The 24057-nt window shown below is 36.8% G+C and carries 20 protein-coding genes and 1 tRNA gene; 16 read left to right on the forward strand and 5 right to left on the reverse strand.

From position 1 onward, the window contains the following. Positions 1-69: 69 nt before the first annotated feature. A complete protein-coding gene (locus tag C1634_RS08435) occupies positions 70-951 on the reverse strand; it encodes a cupin-like domain-containing protein (protein WP_103235422.1) in 882 nt (293 codons plus the stop codon). A gap of 237 nt (positions 952-1188) precedes the next feature. On the opposite strand from C1634_RS08435, the gene C1634_RS08440 reads away from it, so the two are divergent. The 8 genes from C1634_RS08440 (at position 1189) to C1634_RS08475 (ending at position 7343) form a co-directional block, all read left to right on the forward strand. Then, on the forward strand, positions 1189-2490 hold the full coding sequence (locus C1634_RS08440; RefSeq protein ID WP_109738225.1) for an Ig-like domain-containing protein: 1302 nt from the start codon (positions 1189-1191) through the stop codon (positions 2488-2490). A gap of 11 nt (positions 2491-2501) precedes the next feature. Beyond that, positions 2502-2786 carry a conjugal transfer protein gene (locus C1634_RS08445; protein WP_103235148.1) on the forward strand — a complete coding sequence of 95 codons (285 nt, stop codon included), beginning with the start codon at positions 2502-2504 and terminating at the stop codon, positions 2784-2786. 211 nt (positions 2787-2997) lie between these two features. Beyond that, positions 2998-3909: a hypothetical protein gene (locus C1634_RS08450; protein ID WP_103235147.1), complete on the forward strand. Its 912-nt coding sequence runs from the start codon at positions 2998-3000 to the stop codon at positions 3907-3909. Next, positions 3896-4531: an ABC transporter ATP-binding protein gene (locus tag C1634_RS08455; RefSeq protein ID WP_103235146.1), complete on the forward strand. Its 636-nt coding sequence runs from the start codon at positions 3896-3898 to the stop codon at positions 4529-4531. Before C1634_RS08450 ends, C1634_RS08455 begins: the two co-directional genes overlap by 14 nt. Before the next feature lie 153 nt (positions 4532-4684). Next, positions 4685-5041: a winged helix-turn-helix transcriptional regulator gene (locus C1634_RS08460; RefSeq protein WP_103235145.1), complete on the forward strand. Its 357-nt coding sequence runs from the start codon at positions 4685-4687 to the stop codon at positions 5039-5041. A 68-nt stretch (positions 5042-5109) separates the two neighbouring features. After that, the gene (locus tag C1634_RS08465) at positions 5110-6105 is read left to right on the forward strand and encodes an MsnO8 family LLM class oxidoreductase (RefSeq protein ID WP_103235144.1); all 996 of its coding nucleotides are present in this window, start codon (positions 5110-5112) and stop codon (positions 6103-6105) included. Positions 6106-6166: 61 nt separating this feature from the next. Then, positions 6167-6727 (forward strand): AAA family ATPase, encoded by a 561-nt coding sequence (locus C1634_RS08470; RefSeq protein WP_103235143.1) that lies wholly within the window; start codon positions 6167-6169, stop codon positions 6725-6727. A gap of 4 nt (positions 6728-6731) precedes the next feature. After that, a complete protein-coding gene (locus tag C1634_RS08475; RefSeq protein WP_228410029.1) occupies positions 6732-7343 on the forward strand; it encodes a DUF6624 domain-containing protein in 612 nt (203 codons plus the stop codon). Between the two features lie 21 nt (positions 7344-7364). Here C1634_RS08475 and C1634_RS08480 read toward each other — a convergent pair whose 3' ends face one another. Further along, entirely contained in the window at positions 7365-7703 is a 339-nt protein-coding gene (locus tag C1634_RS08480) for a YciI family protein (protein WP_109738227.1), read from the reverse strand. A gap of 113 nt (positions 7704-7816) precedes the next feature. Next, positions 7817-8950: a tetratricopeptide repeat protein gene (locus C1634_RS08485; protein ID WP_165835288.1), complete on the reverse strand. Its 1134-nt coding sequence runs from the start codon at positions 8948-8950 to the stop codon at positions 7817-7819. Positions 8951-9101: 151 nt separating this feature from the next. Between C1634_RS08485 and C1634_RS08490 the strand changes: the two genes are divergently transcribed. The 8 genes from C1634_RS08490 (at position 9102) to C1634_RS08525 (ending at position 21771) form a co-directional block, all read left to right on the forward strand. After that, on the forward strand, positions 9102-9605 hold the full coding sequence (locus C1634_RS08490; RefSeq protein ID WP_103235080.1) for a DinB family protein: 504 nt from the start codon (positions 9102-9104) through the stop codon (positions 9603-9605). Between the two features lie 74 nt (positions 9606-9679). Next, on the forward strand, positions 9680-11446 hold the full coding sequence (locus tag C1634_RS08495; RefSeq protein WP_103235081.1) for a S41 family peptidase: 1767 nt from the start codon (positions 9680-9682) through the stop codon (positions 11444-11446). 559 nt (positions 11447-12005) lie between these two features. Next, positions 12006-14168 (forward strand): type VI secretion system Vgr family protein, encoded by a 2163-nt coding sequence (locus C1634_RS08500; protein ID WP_109738229.1) that lies wholly within the window; start codon positions 12006-12008, stop codon positions 14166-14168. A 5-nt stretch (positions 14169-14173) separates the two neighbouring features. Then, a complete protein-coding gene (locus C1634_RS08505; protein ID WP_103233480.1) occupies positions 14174-15433 on the forward strand; it encodes a tetratricopeptide repeat protein in 1260 nt (419 codons plus the stop codon). Between the two features lie 18 nt (positions 15434-15451). Next, positions 15452-20263: a DNA/RNA non-specific endonuclease gene (locus tag C1634_RS08510; RefSeq protein ID WP_165835289.1), complete on the forward strand. Its 4812-nt coding sequence runs from the start codon at positions 15452-15454 to the stop codon at positions 20261-20263. Between the two features lie 7 nt (positions 20264-20270). Then, positions 20271-20810, forward strand: coding sequence for an SMI1/KNR4 family protein (locus C1634_RS08515; protein ID WP_103233481.1), 540 nt, complete (start codon positions 20271-20273; stop codon positions 20808-20810). Between the two features lie 166 nt (positions 20811-20976). Further along, positions 20977-21471 (forward strand): hypothetical protein, encoded by a 495-nt coding sequence (locus tag C1634_RS08520; RefSeq protein ID WP_103233482.1) that lies wholly within the window; start codon positions 20977-20979, stop codon positions 21469-21471. Between the two features lie 215 nt (positions 21472-21686). Beyond that, positions 21687-21771 (forward strand) — tRNA-Ser (locus tag C1634_RS08525). 429 nt (positions 21772-22200) lie between these two features. Here the strand turns inward: C1634_RS08525 and C1634_RS08530 are convergent. Both C1634_RS08530 and C1634_RS25955 read right to left on the reverse strand, forming a co-directional pair. Further along, positions 22201-23361 carry a hypothetical protein gene (locus tag C1634_RS08530; RefSeq protein ID WP_103233483.1) on the reverse strand — a complete coding sequence of 387 codons (1161 nt, stop codon included), beginning with the start codon at positions 23359-23361 and terminating at the stop codon, positions 22201-22203. Between the two features lie 521 nt (positions 23362-23882). Continuing rightward, on the reverse strand, positions 23883-24029 hold the full coding sequence (locus C1634_RS25955; RefSeq protein ID WP_165835290.1) for a bacteriocin-like protein: 147 nt from the start codon (positions 24027-24029) through the stop codon (positions 23883-23885). Positions 24030-24057 lie beyond the last annotated feature (28 nt).

Raw genomic sequence — 24057 nt, forward strand, 5'->3', positions numbered from 1 at the left:
AGTGAAAAAAAAGAGTGGACGATTCAATCAGAACCGTCCACTCTTTTTTTGTATAAAAGGCTTTCTTACTTATTTAGGAAGTCCTCTTTTTAGTGCGTTATTTGCTATTTCTACTGCTTTTCTTTCTTTCCAGTCCATATACCTTTTTTTGTATCGTCCTTTCATGAAGTTGTCGAAATTACGCTGAACAGTAAGATTCCACAGAGAATGTGCTTTTACAGCCCAGCTTTTATCCCATGCACGCAGAGAGATAGAGAAAGAGCCATCCAGATATTTCATCCAGTGCCACCATCCGGTAGGCATGAATAAAGTATCTCCATGTTCCAGGAAGCATTCGATTCCTTCAATACCATCAAGGGCAGGGAATTTTTCAAAATCGGGATTTGAAATATCATAATCTTCCAGTGCATAAGTGGCGTATGGAAGCTTATACAGACGTGATTTCCATTTGTATTCAAACAGAAGGACGTGCTTTCTTCCATTGAAGTGAGTATGGAAAATATGAGGCATGTCGATATCATAGTGAAGGAAGGTCACAGAACCTTTACCTCCAAAAAACATACTTGGATATTTATCTAAAAATCCTCCCATCAGATTCTTTGGCGGAACATAATCGTTCAATAGCTTTGGAGCAAATTTTATAGGATCAAAAAAGAAGATTCTAAGATCAGTAGGCTCCCTTTGAATCATGTCTACATACTCACTAAAAGGCATTTTTGTCGTCGGAGTATTGATAGGTGCTGCAGGATCAGCCTTGGAACTGTCATATAAAGGAACTTCAACATCGCCTACTACTTCCTTCACGTAATCCATCGTCCACTTTTGATAAGCAGGCCAATTTCTAGCCATATTCTTGATTACCACTGGCTTACATGGCTTTAGATATTTTTCACGAAATTCTTCTTGTGAAATGTCATCTACAATATCAATCGGTTTAAGGATTATTCCCATTCGTTCAAATTATTAAGCTAAAGTATTAAATATTTATGAAAATAAAAGTAAAGAATTGAAATTATTTGGAACTAATATAAATAGAATTTGATACAAGTCTACAGACACTCTTGGATGCATTTATAGCCAAATGATTAACTCTATTTTTCAGCATTAAAATAGGGGCTTTTTTGGTTATAAAATACTATTGCAACGACACCATTATTATCACTATAATTGTCATTGTAAAAAACAATCATGAAACAGATTTCCGTCATTTTTTTTTCACTTATATTTTCGAGTGCTTTTTCACAAAAGCCAACTAAGATTTTTACGTCAGATATCGATAATTTTTGGGTGGCTTACGACAGCATTCAAAAGACAGATCATCACTCCAAAAAAATGGATCTGATTAAAAGGCTTTATATTGATAAAGGAACAGAAGGATTGAAAACCTTCATGAAAGTAAGAGATTATAATGATACTGTTTTTGTAAATAGTATTGACAAATATCCTAAATTCTGGAATTCAATCAGACCCAATACCCTGACGATAAAAACTAAAACCAATGAGCTGGAAGCCAGTGTTGCCAAGCTGAAGCAAATCTATCCTGAATTGAAAGAAGCCGAAATGTATTTTACAATTGGCGGGCTCAATTCCGGGGGAACAGTAAGTGGAAACAAAGTATTGGTAGGTGCTGAAATTGCCACCGGGCTTCCGTCTACAGATGTTTCGGAATTTCAGGATGATTGGCTGAAAGGCGTTTTTGCAGAACAGTCTTTGGATAATATTGTCTCTTTAAACGTTCATGAATATATACATACTCAACAGACAGGAAACCGCCGAAGAGTGTTAAGCCAGTCTATAAAGGAAGGAGCTTGTGATTTGATTGCCGAATTGGTGATGAATACCACTCTGGAAAGGAAATATTTATCTTATGGAAAGGTTCATTCAGCAGAAGTTAAGGAACTTTTTAAAAAAGAAATGTTTACCGGGAATTTTAGAAATTGGCTCTATAATGGAAGGCAAAAAGGGGAAAGTGCAGATCTGGGATATTATGTAGGGTATGAAATCTGTAAATTGTATTATCAGAATGCAAAAGATAAAAAACAGGCAGTCAAAGATATTATTGAACTGAATTATGATGATGATAAAGCGGTTGAAGATTTTCTGCTCAAATCAAAATTTTTCAATGAAAAGATTGATAAACGAAAACTGATCAAAGAATATGACAAAAAATTACCATACGTTGTAAAAACAGATCCTTCCAATGGTGCTGCACATGTAAGCGCTGACACAAAAGAAATAAGAGTTACTTTTTCAAAAGAAATGGTTCCTGGAAGCTACTCCTTCAATCTTTCCGACAAAGGAAGAGACTATTACCCAATTTCCAAAATAGTGGGGATGGAAAATAATAACAAAACTTTGGTAATGCTTGTCAACCTAAAACCGAACAAAGAGTATGAATTTGTACTGACCAACAAAAGTTTTATCTCCAAAGATGGCTATCCCCTGAAAGATGAAAAATTTCTTATAAAGTTTACAACGGGCAATAAATAATTTAACCATCAATGAATGATAATCAACTTTTATATCTGGCTTCAATAGTTTGTTTTTTACTTATTATTTTGACCTTCAGACACAGCCGGAAATTCGGTGGAGTCAATATGATACTTTTCTGTTTATACAATTCAATATTATATTATCAGTTGCTGTATGGCAGCAGTGGAGGAGCAGGACTTGTGTGGTGGTTTTTCCTGCTTGTTGTATCAGGATGTCACATGCTGGCACTTTTGATTTACTTTGTAGTAACAACTATTATCAAAGACAGGCGCAACAATCAGAATTTGAGGTAAGGATTTATAGCTGGAAAAAACTTAGAGTAACTGTTTATCTATTTGGCAGGTATGAGAAAAAATATGTTAAAAGCATTTATCATAGACATTGTTGTATTGTCTTCTATAGCCCATATTCTATGGCCTGCCATTCTCATATGCTGAAAAATATTTATCTTTGACTCTGTAAAATTTAAATACATAACGCATCAGAAGATAGCTGTAAAAACCCTTGAAAAGACTACTTAACCATTTTAAATTCAGATTTCATCAAAGCTTCAGACTATTAAATCTTAATCCAAGAGCAGGTGTTCCTGTTCTGATTATTCTGGGAGTTCTGATCATCATGAAATTACCCGAAAGCTATTATTATCCATTTTTATTTTTTATACTAACACTGCTTTTTCATTACGAAAGAAAAGACATTCCTTTTCTGAAAAAAGTCTTTGTTAAAAGCTGGCGGTTGATCATTGTATTGGAAGCGGCTATTATTTACGGTATTCTGCTATGCGGAAATATCCATTATCAATTGGAGAAGACGGCATTATTATCTCTGCCCATGTTGCTTTTGCTGGCTTTTGTGACTCCAAGATCAAAGCCATGGCTTGCTTTACAATGGAATTTTATTCCGGACGATTTGTTTGAATGGAAAAGTTTTCTGAGAAAAAATACATGGCTGGCAGCTCTGGGGCTTATTCTGATCTGGGGTTCATCTTACCATCCGATAGTTTTGATCCTGGCAGGAACTTTTGTATTGGATTATATTTCACATATTTACGAGCCCAATGAAAACAAAGAGATGCTCGAAATGTATTTCAAAAAATATACTTTAAAAGAGAAGCTCAGGAGAAATTCTCTGTTTTTCAATATTTTGCTTTTGCCCACGTACTGCTTATTTCTGATTTTCAATACGGCAGAAAGTTTATATATTCTCTATTATTTTGTCTTTATGAATTTGTATGTAATTCTGATTCTGACCCGGAAATATAAACAGTATCACTATAAGGAAAAGAACAATTATTACAATATTGGAGTATTTATTGAGTATACTTTATGCTGTATGACCATTATTCCTGCTGTATTTTTATTGAAAAATAATATAAAAGAAGCCTCTCAAAATATCAAGACCTATGTTGGAGATTAAAAATATAAATGTTCATTTTAAAAATCAGAAAGTGTTGAACGATCTGAGTGTATCAATAGAAGAAGGATGCATATTGGGACTGCTTGGGAAAAACGGCGCAGGAAAAACCACGCTGTTTGAATCGTTGTACCGAAGTGTACCGTTTTCAGGAAATATTACCTGGAAGAATGAACGGCTGAAACGGGAAATGATTTCCTACCTGGAAACTGAAAACTATTTTTATCCTTACATTACCGGAGAAGAATATCTGGCTTATTTTACCTCAAAAAAAGAAGCTGAAATCAAAGAAATTATTGAGAGATTCAACCTTCCTCTGAAGAAATATGTACAATATTATTCCAGCGGAATGAAGAAAAAGCTGGCCCTCACCGGAATGCTGATGCTGGATAAGCCTATTAACATCCTGGATGAACCGTTTAATGGAGTAGATTTTGAAGGCGTCCATATTCTTTATGATATTATCAGACAGCTGAAGTCTGAAAATAAAGTAGTGATTGTGAGCTCCCATATCATCGAAACGCTCTTTCATACCTGTGATAAAATCGCTCTTCTGCAAGATGGGAAAATTGAAAAGATCTACGGAAAGGAGGAATTTAGCCAGTTGAATACTCTTAAATTCTAGAGATAAAATTTAAAACTTTAACAATTCAAATCAAACCTGTTCATCTTCATTATTTTTTTGCAAATTTGCAGAATAGACTATCGTAAAGTTCTATACCTGCCCTTTAGTTCTATATCTGCCTTTTTGAAAGTGTAACGGTAAAAAACGATTATTATGCCTGAGTTTTTCCATGATAAAAGACTGTATTATACCCCTATTGAATTTGCATTAAGCCATATCGGAGGAACCTGGAAAATGCCTGTTTTGTGGAGGTTACAGGAGAAACCGCTTCGTTTCAGCGAGCTTAAAAAGGATATTCCCCATATCACGGACAAAATGCTGACCAGCCAGCTGCGTGAGCTGGAAGCTAAAGACATGATTCATCGTGAAGTATATCCCGTAGTTCCTCCAAAAGTGGAATACAGCCTTACAGAGAAAGGAAAAAAAGCCATTCCGGTCATTGAAACCATTATGAATTTTGGTTATGATTTGATTAAAGATGAAGGAATTGTCTTTCCGCCTAAAGAATGAAAAGCCACCTGTTTTTCTATTAAATAATAGCTTTTTTCATACCTTCACATAAAATCTATTTCAATACAATGAAGCTGAAATTAGGGATCTTAGACCAGTCACCTGTAACAATGGGTGATACTGCCGCATCTGCATTGACCAACAGTATCCATCTTGCCTTATTGGCTGAAGAGACAGGGTTTCACAGCATCATGTATTCTGAACATCATGGAGTAGAAGCCTATGGAAGCTCCAGTCCTGAACTTTTAGCAGCTATTATTCTGAGCAAAACAAACCGCATCAAAATAGGAACAGCCGGAATTATGATGAGAAACTATTCGGCTTATAAAATTGCAGAATGGGCCAAGTTGCTGTCAACTGTATATCCCGAACGTTTTATTCTCGGATTGGGAAAAGCTCCCGGTGGATTAAAAGATGCTGTCATGGCTTTGAATAATCATAAACCTGTCATCCTGTCTAATATGGAAACAAAACTGGAAGAGATCATTCAGTTCATCAGGGATGAAAAAGGAGTATACGAAGGTCTGATTGCACAGCCCACGCATGTACAGCATATTCCTGAAATTATGTGGCTGGGATCAGGAATGACTTCTGCTAAAGAAGCTGCAAAACATGGGATAGGATATTCTTTTGCTGCCTTTATGAACAGTGAAAACGGAATGGAAAATACAGAGGCTTATCTCAGAGAATTCGATGGAAGCCAGTACTTTCCCAAACCTTCTTTGCAGGTTGCAGTGGCTGTATCGGTAGCAGACAGTATTGAAGAAGCCAGACGGAATGCGTATGGGATGGCCTATCAGTTTTTACAATCCCACCAGCTAGCCAGCCCGAATGCTGTTCTTTCTTCTGAAGCTATAGAACAAAAGATATTGGGAACTGAAGATGAAGAAGAGTTTTTTACAATTTTAGACAGAATTATAATAGAAACACCACAATCTGTTGATCAGAAATTACAGGAGGTTTCTGAGAAATACAATACGGACGATCTGCTTATATTGTGCAATATGCACCGGGAGAAAGATCGTATCTATACCTATAAAAGTATCATTAAAAATAATAAATAACCCCGCAGAATATTTGAAGTTTCTGTTGTACGAAGGGTTATTTTAAAAAATAAATTTGCCTATGAAGCAGGAAAATTTAATGTTATATATCATTACAGGTGGTCCCGGAGCGGGAAAAACAACCTTACTGGATGAATTCAATAGAAACGGACTGACCGCTGTTCCCGAAGAAGGCAGGAAAATCATAAAAGAACAGATCCATTCCGGTGGAGAAGGACTTCCATGGCTGGATGAGGAACTTTTTGCCCATCTGATGTTTGAAGAGTCTGTAAAAAATTACCAAAAAATAACTCAGACCACCCATCCGAAACCTATTTTCTTTGACCGTGGGATATTGGATACGCTGGGATATATGAGGCTTGAAAATATTCCCATTCCGGAATCAATGGAATCAAAAGCCAGAGAAATGGTTTATAATAAAACTGTATTCATTCTTCCACCATGGAAAGAGATTTATGAAAATGATCCTGAAAGAAAACAAACCTTTGAAAAAGCAATACTTACCTTTGAATGTATGAAAGAAATTTATCAGGAATATGATTACCGTCTCATAGAAGTCCCGAAAGCTACAGTTGAAAACAGAGCACGCTTCATCCTTGATATTATTTCATATAATAATTAGATTAATGATCTCATCATCTATAATCTATCAATTATCATTCATCATTTATAATATGAACCATCTTCCTTTTGAAAAAGAGCTGATCGAGCTCGCTGACAAAGATCTGTCTGTCAGAGAAAAGCTGCTAAAAGCAGGAGAATTATCTGGAGGGTATCATCCTGAAATGGAAAATGTCCACAAAGCCAATGCAAAACGGCTTAGGGAAATTATAACCGAAATCGGTTATCCCACCGTTTCAAAAGTAGGCAAAGAAGCAAGTGATGCCGCCTGGCTGATCATCCAGCATGCTATTGGTGAGCCGGAATTTATGAAAGAATGTTATACCATGATGGAGAATGAGAGTAATGATATTAATCCAATCAATAAAGCTTATTTATACGACCGGATTCGGTTTTTTCAAAGTAAGCCGCAAAGATATGGGACACAATTGACGGCTGAAGGAATGATCTATCCTGTAGAAAATAAAGAAGCCTTAAATAAAGAACGTAAAAAGGCAAATCTGCCAGAATTATCTCAAGAGGAAATCAATAAAATTCCGGAACCTGAAGAGATTCCGGAAATAGAGAGTAAAGATGCTGAGTATACGGTCTGGAGGAAAAAAGTAGGGTGGATTTAGAATCTTTTTCAGTCTTCCTAATTAATTTTTTAAAACTTCACGCACTTCAATATTCCCTCCGATTTTGAAAATAGGGTTTCCTTTAGCCATTTCTACCGCTTCATCAATGGATTCTGCCCGTACAATAATATACCCGCTGATGAACTCCTTGATCTCGGTATAAGGACCATCTGTTACAATATTATCCGGTTTTACTGTTTTTGCAGTTCCCGGAGCAGGTAAAAGAGTATTTCCTTTATCTACCAGTTTGTTTTGAGCAGCGATACTTCCCAGCCAATTCATACGTTCCTGGATCTGTTCCGGAGAAGGTTTAAAATCAGAAATATCTTTCAGTCTGAAGATCAATGCAAATTCTTTCATGTTTAAATTCTTTTTATAATGACGAGTAAGACTCCACGATAGGGACAGAATTCTAATTTTATTTTAAATCTATAATTCTTTTAGGTGTTTAATCCGTGACTATGATCAAAAATTTATTTTAAAACCGGAATTCTTCCTGTCGCATAAGCGATCTGCTCCTTTTCCTTTTCCAGATCCGGATTGTTTTTAAGATACATCTGATAATAGGTGACTGCATTTTTGGGTTGCTTCAAATTAAGATCATACAGAAGCCCCAGGCGGTAATAAATAATATTGCTGGCACCAAAAGTCAGCCCTCTTTTATAAGCCGTCACCGCATCATTATATTGATTTTTCGCTTCATAAATACCCGCCAGTGCTGCATAATAAAGAGTCGTATGATCCGAAATAGCTTCATCAATAGTTTTTTGCGCATAGATGGCGGCATTGTTATAATCTTTCAGTTCACGGTAGCTTAATGCCATGAAATATAATGTACCTTCATTTTGCACCCCCATATCTTCCAGCGTTTTATAAAGACTGATGCACTTTTGATAATCCTTTACATAAAAGTAAGCTTGTCCCATATCGTTCATCACATTTACATCTGCATGGTTTTTTAGGAGTTTTTCACCAATTTCAATTACTTCCGGATACTTGGACAGCTGATTGGCAATCGGTAATAAAGCCTGTTGTAAAGTAAAATTTTCTGTATCGGAAGCAATAGCAGTTTTTAATACATCATAAGCTGGTTTAAATTGCTTCAGACCGCTGTAGGTCAGTGAAAGATCATAGGCTACATCAGGATCTGTAATGTTCAGAATATTGGCTTTTTTCAGGTAATTAAGTTTGGATTCAGGGGTGTCTGCATAGGCTGCAAGCTGCTTATAAGCACTGAAATTGAGACTGTCCAGCTGGATGATCTGCTGAAGATATCCCTTGGCATTGGAGGCATTACCACGCCTGGAATTAATACTGGCCAGACTGAATAGAGTAGGCAGGTTATTCGGTTGGATGGTATTGATTTTCTGATAATTTTTTTCTGCTTCCGGCAGTTTTCCTGCCATCATATTACAGTATGCTATTTGCGAAAGGGCTTTTATATCCTGTGTGTCTCCGGGATATATGTTCTGAAGATATTGGGCAGCATCGGCATAACGTTGTGTCTCATAATATTCAAGAAGCTTTTCACTATCAATTTTTGCAGATTGAGCTGTGATTTTGTTAAAGCCTAATAGAAATAGACACAAACAAATTCCTGTTTTCATCATGGTTATTTTTTAACTAAAATATTGGTTATTTAATAAGATTCCAAATTTTATAATCACTTATTGGGGATTTTATTAATTTTATGAATAATTTGTGTTGAAAATTGAAACATCACTTTATAAAAATACGATCAGATAAAACAAGACAGATATGGAAATAAGAACTGTAGAATCATTCCTGGATTATTATAAAAAGATAAGAGAAAGAACCCATCGTATTATTGAAGTGGTTCCTCCCGAGCATATCGATTTTTCCTATAAACCCGGAAAATTTACGATTGGTGACCAGATCAGACATATTGCTGCTATTGAGCGGTATATGTATGGGGAAACCATTTCCGGAAGGAAAAGTGCGTATCCGGGATGTGGAAAAGAGTTGGCTGACGGCTATGAAAATAGTGTTGCATTTTTCAATGAGATGCATACACAGACATTGGAAATTATCAACAGATTATCTGATGAAGATCTTACCCGTAAATGCTTAACTCCGGCTAACAACGAAATTTCAATATGGAAATGGCTTCGTGCCATGATAGAACATGAAATTCATCACAGAGCAGAATTATATATCTATCTGAATCTTCTGGATGTAAAAACACCTCAGATCTACGGATTTTCGGCAGAAGAAGTTCAGGAAATGAGTGTGAAATTATAGGATTAAAAGGAATCATTGAAGGCTGTTCAATCGGGTAAGGTTAATTTGTATATTAGCCCATTCAAAAAATAGTAATGACCAGACCTTTCATCATTCCTTTAGTGCTGTTACTAAACAATGCTTATGCACAGACGCATTCAGAACTGAAACCGGGAGATACTTTAAAATATGCTCCACAATCTCATAAACCTTCATGGATTTCGGTGCAGTCCGAAGATGCAAATTTGGGGGTTGCCTTGTTCATGGATGGTAAAAAGTTGAAAGAACAGGATGATTCCAGAGGAATAAAAAGTGTTGAACGCTTATACTTTACCCCGGAAAAAGGGAAAAAATATGAGCTTAAAATCTGGGCTAAATCTTATGCTGAGAAAAGTAAAACGGCTAAAGTTTCCATTACTGAATCTAAAAATGTAGCTATTCTGGACGGGCAGTTCAGCCCTGACCAGTTTGTGGAAGACCTTAGAACATTCCGCTCTATCAGAGAAAAAGCCAACTCAGGGTTGTATGTTTACAGAACCAGAAAACAGATTGACAGTATGTATCAACAGGCTGAGATTGAAGCCCGAAACAGCAGGAATATTTTCGATTTTTATAAAGTTATTGCCAATGTTACCGGATTTGAAGGAAGCTGTCATAACTACACAGATCTGCCCAACCACGCCTCTTATTACCTCACACAAAAACCGGAATATTTACCCATTACACTGAAGAATATGGATGGCCGTCTGCTTCAGGATTCAAAAGACGTGGCATTGCCTTTAGGTGCCGAAATCCTTTCTGTCAACGGAGTTCCTGCGAAAGAAATGATTAGCCGTTTTTCAAAATATTATTTTTCTGACGGCTATTCAATGCCTTACAAAGAAACGGCGGGTTTTGAGAGAGGAATGCTGGACAAGTTTTATATAGAATTCGGTACTCACAAAGACTATATCATCAGCTATCAATGGAATGGAAATGTAAAAGAAGTTTCATTACCGGGAATCTCATTAGAAAAATTTAAAAAGCTTCAGGATTCAAGACATTCATTAACTTTTGACAAAAAACTACTCTCCGAAAAATACAGTTTTACGAAAGAAGGAGATGGAATATATCGGTTATCTTTGAGGGGATTTGATTTTGCAACCGGAAAAGAAGATCCTGCTTATAAAAAATTTAGTGTTTTCCTTGATCAGATGATGGATACCCTGGAACGCGAGAAAATAAATAACCTTATTATTGATCTTAGAGGAAATACCGGAGGTACAGGAGCTTTGTATGAAAAGGTATTCACTTATCTTACAGAAAGACCTTTCCGTGACAGTCATTATGCTTATACTAATTTCAATGAGGTGCCTATGGAAGAGAAACTGATCATCACTTCTCTTTTTCTTTCCAATGGAGTACAGGATAAACATGGGCTGAATGCCTATCTGAAACAGCTTTATCCTAAAAATGTTCAAGGAAAATATTATTGGGCAGATGATAAAAATCCTTTAATTATGCCTAATGACAGGACATTTAAAGGGCAGCTTTATCTGCTGGTAGACCAGCGTGTGGCTTCTGCGGCTTCACATCTTGCCTCATTGATTAAATCCTACACCAATGCAGTAGTAATCGGAAAAGAAACAGTAGGTGGGTATTACGAACATAACGGGCATCTTCCATTGGTATATCAACTTCCCAATACCGGCATCCAGACAGGATTTTCTATTGTTCATGTGATTCAGGATGCGCAGAATCTTTCGGATCAGAAAAGAGGACAGGGTATTATACCACATATTAAAATTCAGCAGACCGATCAGGAGTTTCTGGATCAGACTGATGTTTATCTCAAAAAAGTCTCAGAGCTTAGAAAGCTGTAAAAAATCATTCATTGAAGTATTATAGATAAAACCCTCTGAAAATTCATTATTTCAGAGGGTTTTATTGTTGCTGCAATTTAAAATAATTTTGTATTATTTCCATTTTAAGTGATAAATATGATGTTTTTATTTATTAAAAATTGTTAAATATTAATCTGATATAGAGTTGTTTAATTATTATTTTTAATCATTTGCTTTAGAATTATTAATAAAAAGTCGTAGAACTACTACAAATTTTCAGATTAGCTTCCGAAAATTTTTTGAATAGCAATTACCGTTTTATCTTTGTAATACCACCAATCAATTACAAAAGAAATTAATAATGATTAAAATTTGCATAGCATACCCATAAATTCAGAAGAAATTCCGGAATTCAACAGGGAGTAAAGTAGATACAATGTTCTGCTTTACCTTTTTACAATTACTATATACCCTGTTTTGACCTCAATATACGGATTTCATAGAATGGAATTCGGATAACGAAAGTGTATCTGATTTTTTCTCAGATATATTTTAGCCTTAAAAAATTTGACACCTAATCAATCAAAATATTATAATTATGTTTCAGGACGATCATTCATCCAAAATGCCTGTTTCCAAAGATAAAATCCCAGCTGTAAATAATGTAAAAGAAACCCTGAAAGACCAGGCGGTAAGCAAAGCAGCCAAGGAAGTACAGGAAAAATCCAGTGGAACCATTAAAAAAGCTACAGAAAAAATGGTTCAGGCTCAAGCCTATACAGGAATGGTTCAGAACGGTTCACAAATGTTTATGAATCAGGTCAAACAGCCTAATCCTCCCACATTGGTAGAAGACAAAGTATGGTCCAAACAACCGACTTCCGGAATTTACAATGCCAATACAATTCCCGGCAATCAGGTAGCAGGAATCAACCGTGTGATACAACTTGAAATAGTGATTGACGGAAAAGTAATCAAACATTTCAAGCATTTTCAATTAAAACAAAGCGCTGTAAAACATCACGAATTTGATCTGATGCTGGCTCACGATACATTAGGAAGCTCAGAAAATCATAATCTGGAAGAAGCTCAGAATTTTCTTGGTAAAAGAATTACCGTAATTTTCAGATATAAAGATGTAGAAGACGGCCCCGAAAGAAACTTTGTAGGAGTGATTACTGAAGTAGGCTTCAGCCAGGAAAAAGGAAGTCTTGGAAATATTGTCCTTACGGGGTCAAGCCCCACAGTGTTATTAGATGCAGCTCCCCACATTCAAAGTTTTGGAGGAGCACAGGAGATCAGTCTGAACAGCATTGCAGATCAGGTGATCAAAGAAGGTCTGGGGCAGAATAGCTTTGACTTTAGAGTAGATGCTGCACACGGAAATATTTCTTACACTTCTCAATATGAAGAAACCCATTACAACTATCTGGCAAGAATTGCGGAAGCCTATGGGGAACAGTTTTATTATGATGGTGAAGTTCTTCATTTCGGGAAACTTCCCCCTCAGGAAAAACCTGTAAAACTGACTTATGGAAGCAGTGTAAGCGATGTTAAAATAAAGATGAAAGCGCAACACGTAAATCCTTCATTTTATGGATATAACAGCAGTAAAAATGAAAAATTAACCGCTGGGAATTCAAAGATTAATCATACTTCGGATATTGCAAAACGAGCCTACGAAATTTCAGAGAAAACCTTTACAACTCCTTCGTTAAGAGTGGCTCCTATAAAAGCTGTGTCTTTTATGGATGTGGAAAATTCCCAGAAAGGAACAGCAGGAAGCAAAGCTTCTGAGGTATTCGTTATTTCAGGAATTACCACAGTACCATTTCTTTATCCTGGCTGTATTGCTGATATTGAAATGCGAAAAGCCGAAAGCAGTGAGACCACCTATTTCACCAAGCTTATGATTATGGATATGTATCATGAGGTGGATGCCCGAGGATATTACACCGGAACATTTGAGGCCATAGCTTCCGATACGGGATTTATTCCCCGCCCGGAGTTTCACACACCGAAAGCAGATGCTCAGTTTGCAAAAGTAATTTCCAATACAGATCCTTTAAACCAGGGAAGAGTGAAAGTGCAATTTGATTGGCAAAATGGCTCTACTACAAGCGAATATATCCGGGTAATGACTCCCGATGGTGGGGGAAGCGAGAAAGTGAGCAAAAATAGGGGATTCATGGCAATTCCGGAAGTGGGAGACCAGGTAGTGGTCAACTTTGCCCATCAGAATCCTGACCGTCCGTTTGTGATGGGAGGAATGTTTCATGGTGGCGTTGGCGGCGGTGGCGGAACCGGAAATAATATCAAAAGTCTAAGCAGTAAAAGTGGACATACCATGAGCCTGGATGATGCCGGGGGAATTACCGTAAGAGACAAAGATCAAAACTCCGTTTTTTTGGATGGAGCAGGAAATATAACCATAGACAGTAAAATTTCCATTACTCTGAATTGTGGAAGCAGTTCTCTTTATATGGATAAAGATGGGAATATTCAGATCAAAGGAAAAGAAATATTTGTGCAGGGAATCAATATCGGAGTCGGAGGAACATCGAGTATTGGAGTGGGTGTAGGACCTGAAGACGGTGATCCTACTTCAGGAATCGGAATCAAATCAGATACACTGGATATCGGAACCAAAACCCTTTCCATGAGAGGTGATACAGAAGCCAATCTCAGCAGTGGAGGTAAAATAAATGTAGGTGGCGGAAGTGAGACAAATATTGTAAGTGGAACTGTAAAACTGAATTAACGCAGATGAATCCGGTAGACTTGGAGTTGGTAAAATTAAAAAGGCAATGGCAGAAAGTAGTCTCAAAGAACGAGGAAAAACCCATGCTGATCTGTATAGGAGAAAAACATGAAACCGATCTTTTTGACGGATTTATCAAATCGAGACTTTCTGAAGATGAAGAAAGCGATGATGTTTTTTTGCTCCATTATCAGGAATTTAATGGGATGAATTCATTCGGGCAGACCTTACTGGACGAATGGACTGAGTTCTACGAAATGTTGAAAAAAAGCGAAGAAGATATTCCGCAATGGGATTTGAAAAATCCGGAAGAAAAATTTAAAACAGATGCCTATAAAGCATTTTATCCGCTGCTGGAACTCAAGAAAAACTTCCCCAATATTCAGCATTCAAAAATCTATCTCTACATCGCTCCACTGAGGATCAGCGATACTGAAGAGCTGTCTTTGTGGGTAAAAGAATGGTGCAGGATCTGTGAAACATCGGAAAATAAAGATATTACACTGGTCTGGGCCGAGCATCACACGCACAGAACATTATCACCAATTTCTTCTGCGCACAGTTTTAGAGTAGAAGTAGATATTCATCAGTTAATGCAGAATACCGCAGCTCATACCAACCGGAAAAAAAACAGTCCGGATACAGATTTTCAGCAGCAGATTCTTATTGCAAGTAATCATTTAAGCAAAGAAAGGTTCAAGGAAGCAGAACATGCGTTGAAAACAGCAGTGAAACTGGCTAAAGAGCAAAAGAACAAACAGGGGGAGATCTCTGCCTACTTTATGCTTACCCAGGCCTATACTGCAGACAAGAAAAAAGACAGAGCAGAAGATACGTATCAGATTATATTTGAAGAAATAGAACCCGATTCCCCTTTGGAAATTCAGATGTATATGAATTATGGAAGCCATTTATTGAGTAATTCCAAAAAATCCAAAGCAGAAAAAATATTTGAAAAAGCTGCAGAAACAGCACAGAAGATAGGAGAATACGCTATGGCTATTGAATGTTATAGAATCATCGGAACGCTGAATGATACTGTTTTGACAAAAGATAAAATGATCAGGTATTTTGAAAAATGCCTCGATATAGCAAAATTAATGGATCCTTCAGTGCGGGAACAAAGCAGTCTTCGTTTTGTGGCGTCAATGCTGATTCTCAAATATGAAGGAGATCGTGATAAAAAACAAAAACTGGACAGCGAAATGAAGACTTATTTTGGTGATGATTGGAGAGTAAGTGTAGAAAGACCAAAAGCTGGGTAACCTCAAATTAAAAGAATCATGGCAGATCAGAATAAAAAAACAGTAAAACCCATCAAGGTTGAAAAACCGAATATGAATCCGGACCGCTCCTTAAAGGTGAATGCGGACGTGACTTCGGGAAGCTGGGACAAAACCACACAGGGCTGGAAGAACGGGATGAAAAATAATGTCGACTCCCTGAATCCGGTTTCTATGGTGAAATCTATAGCTGGAGGAGACAGCGCACAGCCTGCAAAAAGTAGTGGCGGAGGAGGTGGAGATAGCGCTGTGACAGCAGAAAAAGCGGCTCCTGAAAGTAAAATAAAGCTGATCAAAGTCAACACTCCGGCAATGCCATCCACTGCGATTCAGCATACGAGTAAGCATTTTGATATTGTGCTGGCTATTGATATCCACTGGACGTTGATTCCGCCGCCGCCATCATTCATGCTCATTCCGCTGCCATTGCCACATCCGTTTATCGGAATTGTTTTCGACATCATGGATTATATTACCATCACGATTCCTATTCCTCAGTTTGCAAGGAACCTGATGCCGTCTCTTCCGGAAAGCATTCCGATGGGAGGCTCTATATACGTTCACGGAAGACACAAGGCAACCACTACTACAAGTGTAATGGGAGTGGTAATTCCGTTCAGGCATATCACCTCATTGATTCCCGTGTACCTCATTCCTTTTCCGCAGGAAGCTCCACACGAAGGAGAAGTCTATTATGGTTCACAAACTGTTTTGGCGCAGGGAAGTAAAATGAGTGGAAACCAGCCTCAGCAGGTTCTTACCTGTATGGGATTTCCTTTCGGAATGACCATGCTGCCAGCGATGCCGGATAAGCCAAAGAAAAATCCGTTGGCTTACTTTGCCTTCTATAATAACTTTTCAAGCATGTATATTCAGATCAATACGGGTGGACCTGTATTGGTGGGAGGAGCCTTTGTTCCACATGTCTATACACCCGGTGAAATGCTGATGCGTCTTGCAGGGATGTTTTTAATGAGAAGTCTGACTAAGAAAATAGGGAAACTGGGAGCGAATGGGTTAAAAAAATTGAATAACAGTGTCCTTAAAAAAGCCCCATTCAATAAATTCAAATTTACCAATGCTTTGTCTAAAAAGTTATGTCACTGGGGATTGGAACCCGTTAATTTTGCTACTGGAGCTATGGTTTTTGAATGGAATGATTTTGAAATTCAGGGAAGCACTCCTTTAAAATGGAGAAATGTATGGCATAGTGACAGACCTTATGATTTTGGGCCTTTAGGAAACGGTGTCTTTAATAATCATGATTTTTTTATTCTTCCTGAAGAAGACAATAAGTTTGCCGGATGGATGCATCCTTATGAGAATATTGCAATGTTGATTCCCGCACCTGAAATAGGAGAAGAAATGACCTATTTCAGAGATCAGAAAATATGGCAGTACAGGCCAAGCAGCAGTATTTGGGTGATCCGAAAAGGAACTGATATCTACACTTACAGACGTTTCCATCATATTACAGAAGGAACAATCTATAAGGTGGCTCGTATTGAATATGGGGACGGTACCATCAGAGAATATGAATATGAAGACCGTAGCATTGTCCTGAAAAGTATAAAGGATGTGAAGAGTGGATTCAGTATAGAAACTGTTATTCATCCTGAATATAAAAAAGTAACGGAAGTATATTACTGTTATAAAAAACAGAGAGATCTGCAGGTTCGTTATGATTATGATGATCTCGGAAATCTTACCCATGTCTGGGATATTCACAAAAAGGCGATTGCCTTTGAATATGATGGGAAAAACCAGGTGGTGAAAAGAACCAACAGAAACGGAATGAGCTATCAGTGGGAATATGATGCAGAAGGAAGAGTAGTTCATACCAAAGGAGTGGATGGGTATATGGAAGGTAGGCTTCTTTACAATGATGACGAAGGTTTTACAGAAGTACTGTATCCAAAACAGAACAATAAAACCGAGCGCTATTATTACGATGAAAACTTTCTTGTTTACAAAAAAGTAAATGGAGAGGGTGGGGAAACATGGTATGATTTTACAGCGCACAACGAGTTGAAAATGATAGGCAGCCCGGAAGGAAGGGTTCAGGGATATACCTATGACGAAATGGGAAATATTAAGACTTTCCATAGTCCCGATGGAGAAGAATATCATTATCAGTACAATGAATTCGGACAAGTGACTGCTCGTTTCTCACCTTCAGGAACTTCTGAAACATGGAATTATGATGAGGTTGGAAGGATGATCAGCCATACGGATGCTGCAGAAGAAAGTATCTATTATGAATATGCCGATGGGGAAAGACTTCCCGAAAGAAGTATAAGAGAAAATGTGACAACCTCTTACGAATATAATCATGGAGGTCAGCTTATTCAATTGACCAATACAATTGGAGCTGAACAATATTGGAAGTATGATGAATATGGAAGATTATTGGTTTTCAGTCCGAAACCTTTAAACAGGATTCTATGGAACAGGGATAATATGGGAAGAGTAGTGGAAGTAAATGAACAGGGACAATCACCATTAAAACTTCGTTACGATGCTTATGATCTTCCGGTTTATGCTACAGATGGGCGGGCAGAATGGCTGATGAGCTATACTCCCATGGGAAGCCTGAAAAGACAGGTTCGCCGGAATGCGCTTACCAGTAAAAAAGAAGAAACCTTAGCTTTCGGATACGATGCTTACGAGAACTTAATGAGCATCACCAATGAAAAAGGAGAGATCTACTCTTTTGAAAGAAATAATAACAATGAAATCATAGGAGAAACAAGCTTTGAGGGGCAGAAAAAATTCTTTGTTCGCGATAAAGACGGATTGGTTACTCAAAGAAGGACCCCTCATGGGAAAAATATCTTTTATGAGTATGATCTGGCAGGAAGAATAACACAAACCCATTATCCGGACGCAACTTGGGAAGCCTATCAGTATGATACGTCAGGATTATTGATCAAAGCAGACAATGAAAATAATAGTGTTAGTTTTCAGAGAAATAAATTAGGACAGGTTACCAGCGAAAAACAAGGTGAGCATGCTATTCAATACGAGTATGATGATCAGGGAAAACTCATTGGTCTGCAGAGCAGTTTAGGAGCAAAAATTGATTATTCTTATACTGATCTGGGGCAGCTTAGAAATGTTTCTGCAACAGCTAAAGAGGTAATCTTACCCTGGTATATGAATCTTGAGATCAGTCGGAACGGACAGATGCTTTCCCGTGAAATGACTGGTGGTCTGGAAAGTACTTTTGAATTCGATCACATCGGAATGCCCGTAAGCCAGAAAGTGACAGTGAATAAAACCAATACCGCTTTCCATAAAGATTACAACTGGGGAGCAGGAAACCGTTTGCTGCATACCCTGGATAGGGTGACTGGCGGAAGGACAAGGTTTGATTATGATGCTTTCGGAAGCTTGATGGCGGCTGAATATTCCACCGGAGAAGTACAATATAAAAATCCGGATGCTACAGGATGTTTATATGAAAGTGCCAAACGTACAGACCGTATTTATAGTAAGGGAGGACAGTTGATGCGGGATAAAAACTGGTTTTACCATTACGATGACGAAGGCAACTTACTGTTAAAAAGCAAACGGCCGATCAATAATGTGAAGTCGGAGCATACGGGAGACCCCAATAATGCACATCCTTACTATAAAACTATTGCTTCAGATTGGTTAAACAGTCCGAAAATGCCGGATGGAGCCGATTTACCCAATGTAAATGAAGAAACCTCAACAGAAGTCCAAAACCAGGAATGGTTCTCAGGAGATTGGGCTTATTCCTGGAATGCCAATGGAATGCTGGAGAAAGTAAAGCGCCCTGATGGCAGGGAAATAAGCTTTGAATATGATGCACTGGGAAGAAGAACTTCAAAAATTGGACTAAAGAAAATAACTCGCTATATTTGGGATGGTAATGTCCTTCTCCATGAATGGAGCTACGATGCAGAGGAAGATCCCGTAACGGTTGTAGATGATGAAGGAAACGTCATTGCAGGCAAAGAACCTGTGGAAAATGTGGTGACCTGGGTATATGATTTAACTAATTTTAACCCTGCAGCTAAAATAGAAAATGGTAGTACTTACAGTATCATTTCTGATTATTTGGGAACTCCAATATTAGCTTATGACGAAAAAGGTGAAAAGGTTTGGGAAAGAGAATTAGATATTTATGGTAAAATAATTCATGAAACCAGTCATTTTATACCATTTATATACCAAGGACAATACTATGATGAAGAGATTGAGCTGGCCTATAACAGATTTAGATATTACAATCCTGAAAGTGGAAGATATATCCAGAAAGATAAAATTGGTATAGGTGGAGGGCTGCAGCTTTATTCTTACGTCTGGGATGTTAATAAATTATTAGATAAGTTTGGCTTATTTCCAGAATATTATGATCTCGATCACTTAGGAAGACCCACCGGAGGCTTTGCAGAAGTTACAAAATCTACAATAGGTACCGGTTCTTCCGCTTCAAACTCCATAAGTCCTCCGGGCTGGCTGGGTGGGGAGCATCCATATCACCAGCAAAGAGGGCATTTGATTGCCAATAATCATGGGGGAAGTGGTACAGATCCTAAAAATTTAGTGACCATTACAGATGGAACTAACCATCCGGGGATGACTAAATATGAAAGTATAATTACAAACCATGCAAATGCAGATGCTAATAATAAGGTATTGGTAGAAGTAACACCAATATATAAAGGGGATGAATTAATACCTGAAAAAATTAAAATGTTTGCGATAGACCAGGACGGCAATGTGCTTGTGGATAAAGAAATAGATAATGGGCTAAGGCAGAATACAAAATGTTGTGTATAATTTAACTATGGAAAATAAAGAATTTAATTTAGAAATAATAGGAACGCCTACAGAGTTTGGGAATGTTACAGAATTAGAAAGTTTTAGATTTTCAAACGGAAAAGGATTTCCTGAATCTTATAAAAGATTTGTGCAGCAATATGGATACGGGTTAGCCCTTGAAGAGTTTCATATTTATCTGCCCATGGAAAACTATGGAGATTCTTTGTTTGTAAGAACGGAAGGAATCAAAAGTACCTATATAGATGATGTTAATAATGATGATATTTGGTTTAGTATAGAGCCGGATGGATCTCCTGAATTATTAAAAAGGGTATTTCCTTTCGCTTCCAGTGATAATGGTTTGTACCTTTTTTGGGATCCGGAATCAGGGTCAGACAGTGAGTTTGATATATATTTAACCGATTTCAGAGGAATTGGGTTTAAAAAAGTCGGTCAGTCTTTATATGAGGTTGTAGAAAATTTAACAGGGAGTAATTTCAAAGAATTTTTACGATTTTCAAGTCAACCTCTGGCAAGAATTTTTAAATGTTTAAAAAGAATTTAATGCCAGCATAATATTTCCTCCAATGATAGTTAATGTGCTCATTAGAAGATAAATACAGAGTCGGTTTAATGATCATCTCAAAATTTTAAAAAATTCAATGATAACATAAAATTCATATCGCTTATTCCTTTATAAGATATTTAATCCAAATCCAATCCAAATATATATGAAGAAAATATTCTCTGAACTTAAAGGTTTTGTGGTATTCAGTCCACAGCTTTTAGCAAAATACCTGGAAGAAAATCATCTTCAGGGTAATAATATTTTAAAATATTTTGTAGAAAACGAACATGGGGATGAAATAACGAAATCAGGAATTGCAATTCCAATAATAGGTGTAGAAGAAGACTATTATGCATTTCGGGTTTCAGTGAATGACGAAAAGATTTTGAATGATGATGAGGTAGAGGTAGAGTCGCGAGGATGGATATTTCAGACCGCTAATAATGAAGTGAAAATTGTCGGTATTGGATATTTAAAAGATATTACTTCTATTAATGAAGGTAATAGCATAACCCTCTCCCTGGAAAACGGATGGTATTCTTTAAAAATACGGGGTGGAAATAAAAATGGCGAAAGATTATTTGAGCTTAATATGCAGAAACAGGACATGCATCCGGCTTTTAGCGGAGATGTCACCACAGAATATTACTACGGATAAAATATTGTTGAAAAATAATATTAAAGACGGAATATTCCCTGTTTGTGGTTAATTAATTGATGTTGAGTTGTTAATGTTCTTGTTTTGAAGGCCTGAAAAAATGGAGTTTTCTGTAAAATTATAGAAATTCAAATTTTATTGAAAAAATATTTTGTCAGTAATAAAAAACTTTCTATATTTGCACCACTGAAAACAACGGTACAACCGGAGTTTAAGGAGAGATGGCAGAGTGGTCGATTGCGATAGTCTTGAAAACTATTGACTGTAACAGGTCCGGGGGTTCGAATCCCTCTCTCTCCGCAACTATTCACTGTGGATAGTACAAAATCTGTAAAACATATGTTTTACAGATTTTTTTTGTTTATATCGGTTCTGAATTAAATAATAATCTCCGATCTCTTTAGGCCTTAGCCTTGATCGTTCTTTGCAAATAAAGCATTGCTTATGGAAGGTATAGAGTTCTTAACTGTATTAATGAGCCTGGCTTCTTTAATTTTAACGTTACAGTTCTTGCGATTCTTATTCTATTGAATAAAAAAGCTCTTCCCTTTAAAGTTGATCAGCTTAGTAGGAAAGAGCAAAGTGATAATTGAAAACTAATTAAAATCTTTTTAAAGTTCTGAAAACTATAAAAAAATGTTCTGTTTATAGGTATATAAAAAACTTATTAAGAACAAAGTGTATAGGTTAGTTCTTAGTGGGTTTATATAATTTTATTTAGTGAAAATTTTATAAATGCTTCAATGACCAGGCGATAATATTAGCCATTAATATTCCAACCCCGGAGTTTGTTCCGTTTGAAGAAACAGGATCACATACTAGAGGTTTTCTTCCTCTGGTTCCACCAACGGCAGAAGGTGTCATGCAGGAAGGACCGCTATTATTTGTGCCTCCAAAAAATGGAGCGCCATCAGCAATAACAAAAACATTCTTATTCTTTATTTTAAATACTCCAACTTTTGAAGTGGGCTGAGGGACTCCTGCTAGCAAACCATCTGCTGCAATGATCTGTATATTAGCACTGGTGCTTAATTTAGCATAAGAAAATGAATTGGAAGAAGATGCATGATCTATGAATCTTTGAGTTCCGCTTTGCAATACCCCAAATGGACCATTGGTAAATGAACTGTTGAGTGGATCATTTGCAAGAAAATAACACGGACCTGCAGGGTTAGTATCTCCGTTTGACCCAATGGTACCTACAATATCTGCTGGGATCAGCGTGATATCACCAATAAGTTGATTCAGCAAAGATAATTTTTGGGCTTGTGAAAAGCCTTCTGTGAAAAAATAAAGGTGTTTATTGGGTGTGTTAGCAAAAGTTACCAAAGCTGTTACCTCTGCTGGAGTCAAATCAATACCAGGACGGTATGATACTCCAATAATATTATAATTTTGAAAATTAATAGGAAAACTTGTATAAGTTATCTTGTCCGGAGTTAGGGAAGATCCATCGGTTTGAATAGTGGACGAAGGAAAAGGTCCAAAGTTATCAAAAGAATTAAAAAAATCTATAAATACGGGGGTAGCGAATGTATAAGTAGGATCCTGCTCATAAGATAATAACTTCACACCTGAAAGAGGAGGAACATCTGGTGTAGTGCTGCTGCACGTAGATACCCATGCTGTACGATTCCAAAATTCGTAACACTTATTATCGGTGTTGTAGATCAACAATCCATCAATGGAAGGGTCTGTTGTGCTAGGGGCAATGGCATCTCTTTGAGCGGTGGTCAGCCTTGGAAACAGGACTCCGGTATTGTTATTTTTTGATACAATATCCAATACCGATTTTGTATTTGGAGTTGTGTTATTGATGCCTACTTGGGCATTAATTGTAGCGTAACTGAATAGAAATACTACAATTGCAGATAAGAATAAATTTTTCATTTGTAATGTTTTCTAATGTTTAAATTAAGTAACGTACTCTTTGTAAAAATAAATAAAATATTTAACATGTTGGTTAATATTTTATAATATTTGCAAAATGTAATTAAAAATAAAGTTTATTTGTTAAAAATATGAGTGTTTTAGGGCGAAATTTAAAAAAATAAAAATTTATAATTGTTTCAGTTTTCAAATTTTTAAAATATTTGATGTATGGTTATCATATTAAAAAATATATTGAAAATTAACGCTGGTTTGTTGTTGCTTAAATATCATTATTGAATAGGATGTGATAAAATGAATTTTACACCCCCATTTGGATCTGTTTTTGAGCATTAAAAAAGACTAACTCGATTTTCAATCTGCTTTTTTATTTTAAATAAAAAACGATCTAAATTGTATGGATTCTATTGTAAGCTCGTGATTGGTCAAATGATTATACGATGATAAGGAGTAGTTTAAAAACAAAGAAACCTGCAATTCATAAGAATTACAGGTTTGTACTTTTGTAAAATACAGGGTTTCTAGCTTAATATCTCACAAGGTGCAATACAAATCACCCAGGGACATCTTTTTATTCCCGGAGGAGGACAGCAGGCTTCGGAGCAGCTTACCGCTCCGCCGTTGATACTTTTCAACTGATCTCTTGAAATTTTTTTAGAATTTTTCATACTGAAGTAATTAGGTTAGACTTAAGAT

It is taken from the genome of Chryseobacterium viscerum, assembly GCF_002899945.2.
GTDB lineage: Bacteria > Bacteroidota > Bacteroidia > Flavobacteriales > Weeksellaceae > Chryseobacterium > Chryseobacterium viscerum.

Excerpts from the sequence above, each read along its gene's own strand:
- C1634_RS08435 (WP_103235422.1), bottom strand. The coding sequence starts at position 951 with ATGGGAATAATCCTTAAACCGATTGATATTGTAGATGACATTTCACAA.
- C1634_RS08440 (WP_109738225.1), top strand. The coding sequence starts at position 1,189 with ATGAAACAGATTTCCGTCATTTTTTTTTCACTTATATTTTCGAGTGCT.
- C1634_RS08445 (WP_103235148.1), top strand. The coding sequence starts at position 2,502 with ATGAATGATAATCAACTTTTATATCTGGCTTCAATAGTTTGTTTTTTA.
- C1634_RS08455 (WP_103235146.1), top strand. The coding sequence starts at position 3,896 with ATGTTGGAGATTAAAAATATAAATGTTCATTTTAAAAATCAGAAAGTG.
- C1634_RS08460 (WP_103235145.1), top strand. The coding sequence starts at position 4,685 with ATGCCTGAGTTTTTCCATGATAAAAGACTGTATTATACCCCTATTGAA.
- C1634_RS08465 (WP_103235144.1), top strand. The coding sequence starts at position 5,110 with ATGAAGCTGAAATTAGGGATCTTAGACCAGTCACCTGTAACAATGGGT.
- C1634_RS08470 (WP_103235143.1), top strand. The coding sequence starts at position 6,167 with ATGAAGCAGGAAAATTTAATGTTATATATCATTACAGGTGGTCCCGGA.
- C1634_RS08475 (WP_228410029.1), top strand. The coding sequence starts at position 6,732 with ATGATCTCATCATCTATAATCTATCAATTATCATTCATCATTTATAAT.
- C1634_RS08480 (WP_109738227.1), bottom strand. The coding sequence starts at position 7,703 with ATGAAAGAATTTGCATTGATCTTCAGACTGAAAGATATTTCTGATTTT.
- C1634_RS08485 (WP_165835288.1), bottom strand. The coding sequence starts at position 8,950 with ATGAAAACAGGAATTTGTTTGTGTCTATTTCTATTAGGCTTTAACAAA.
- C1634_RS08490 (WP_103235080.1), top strand. The coding sequence starts at position 9,102 with ATGGAAATAAGAACTGTAGAATCATTCCTGGATTATTATAAAAAGATA.
- C1634_RS08495 (WP_103235081.1), top strand. The coding sequence starts at position 9,680 with ATGACCAGACCTTTCATCATTCCTTTAGTGCTGTTACTAAACAATGCT.
- C1634_RS08500 (WP_109738229.1), top strand. The coding sequence starts at position 12,006 with ATGTTTCAGGACGATCATTCATCCAAAATGCCTGTTTCCAAAGATAAA.
- C1634_RS08505 (WP_103233480.1), top strand. The coding sequence starts at position 14,174 with ATGAATCCGGTAGACTTGGAGTTGGTAAAATTAAAAAGGCAATGGCAG.
- C1634_RS08510 (WP_165835289.1), top strand. The coding sequence starts at position 15,452 with ATGGCAGATCAGAATAAAAAAACAGTAAAACCCATCAAGGTTGAAAAA.
- C1634_RS08515 (WP_103233481.1), top strand. The coding sequence starts at position 20,271 with ATGGAAAATAAAGAATTTAATTTAGAAATAATAGGAACGCCTACAGAG.
- C1634_RS08520 (WP_103233482.1), top strand. The coding sequence starts at position 20,977 with ATGAAGAAAATATTCTCTGAACTTAAAGGTTTTGTGGTATTCAGTCCA.
- C1634_RS08530 (WP_103233483.1), bottom strand. The coding sequence starts at position 23,361 with ATGAAAAATTTATTCTTATCTGCAATTGTAGTATTTCTATTCAGTTAC.
- C1634_RS25955 (WP_165835290.1), bottom strand. The coding sequence starts at position 24,029 with ATGAAAAATTCTAAAAAAATTTCAAGAGATCAGTTGAAAAGTATCAAC.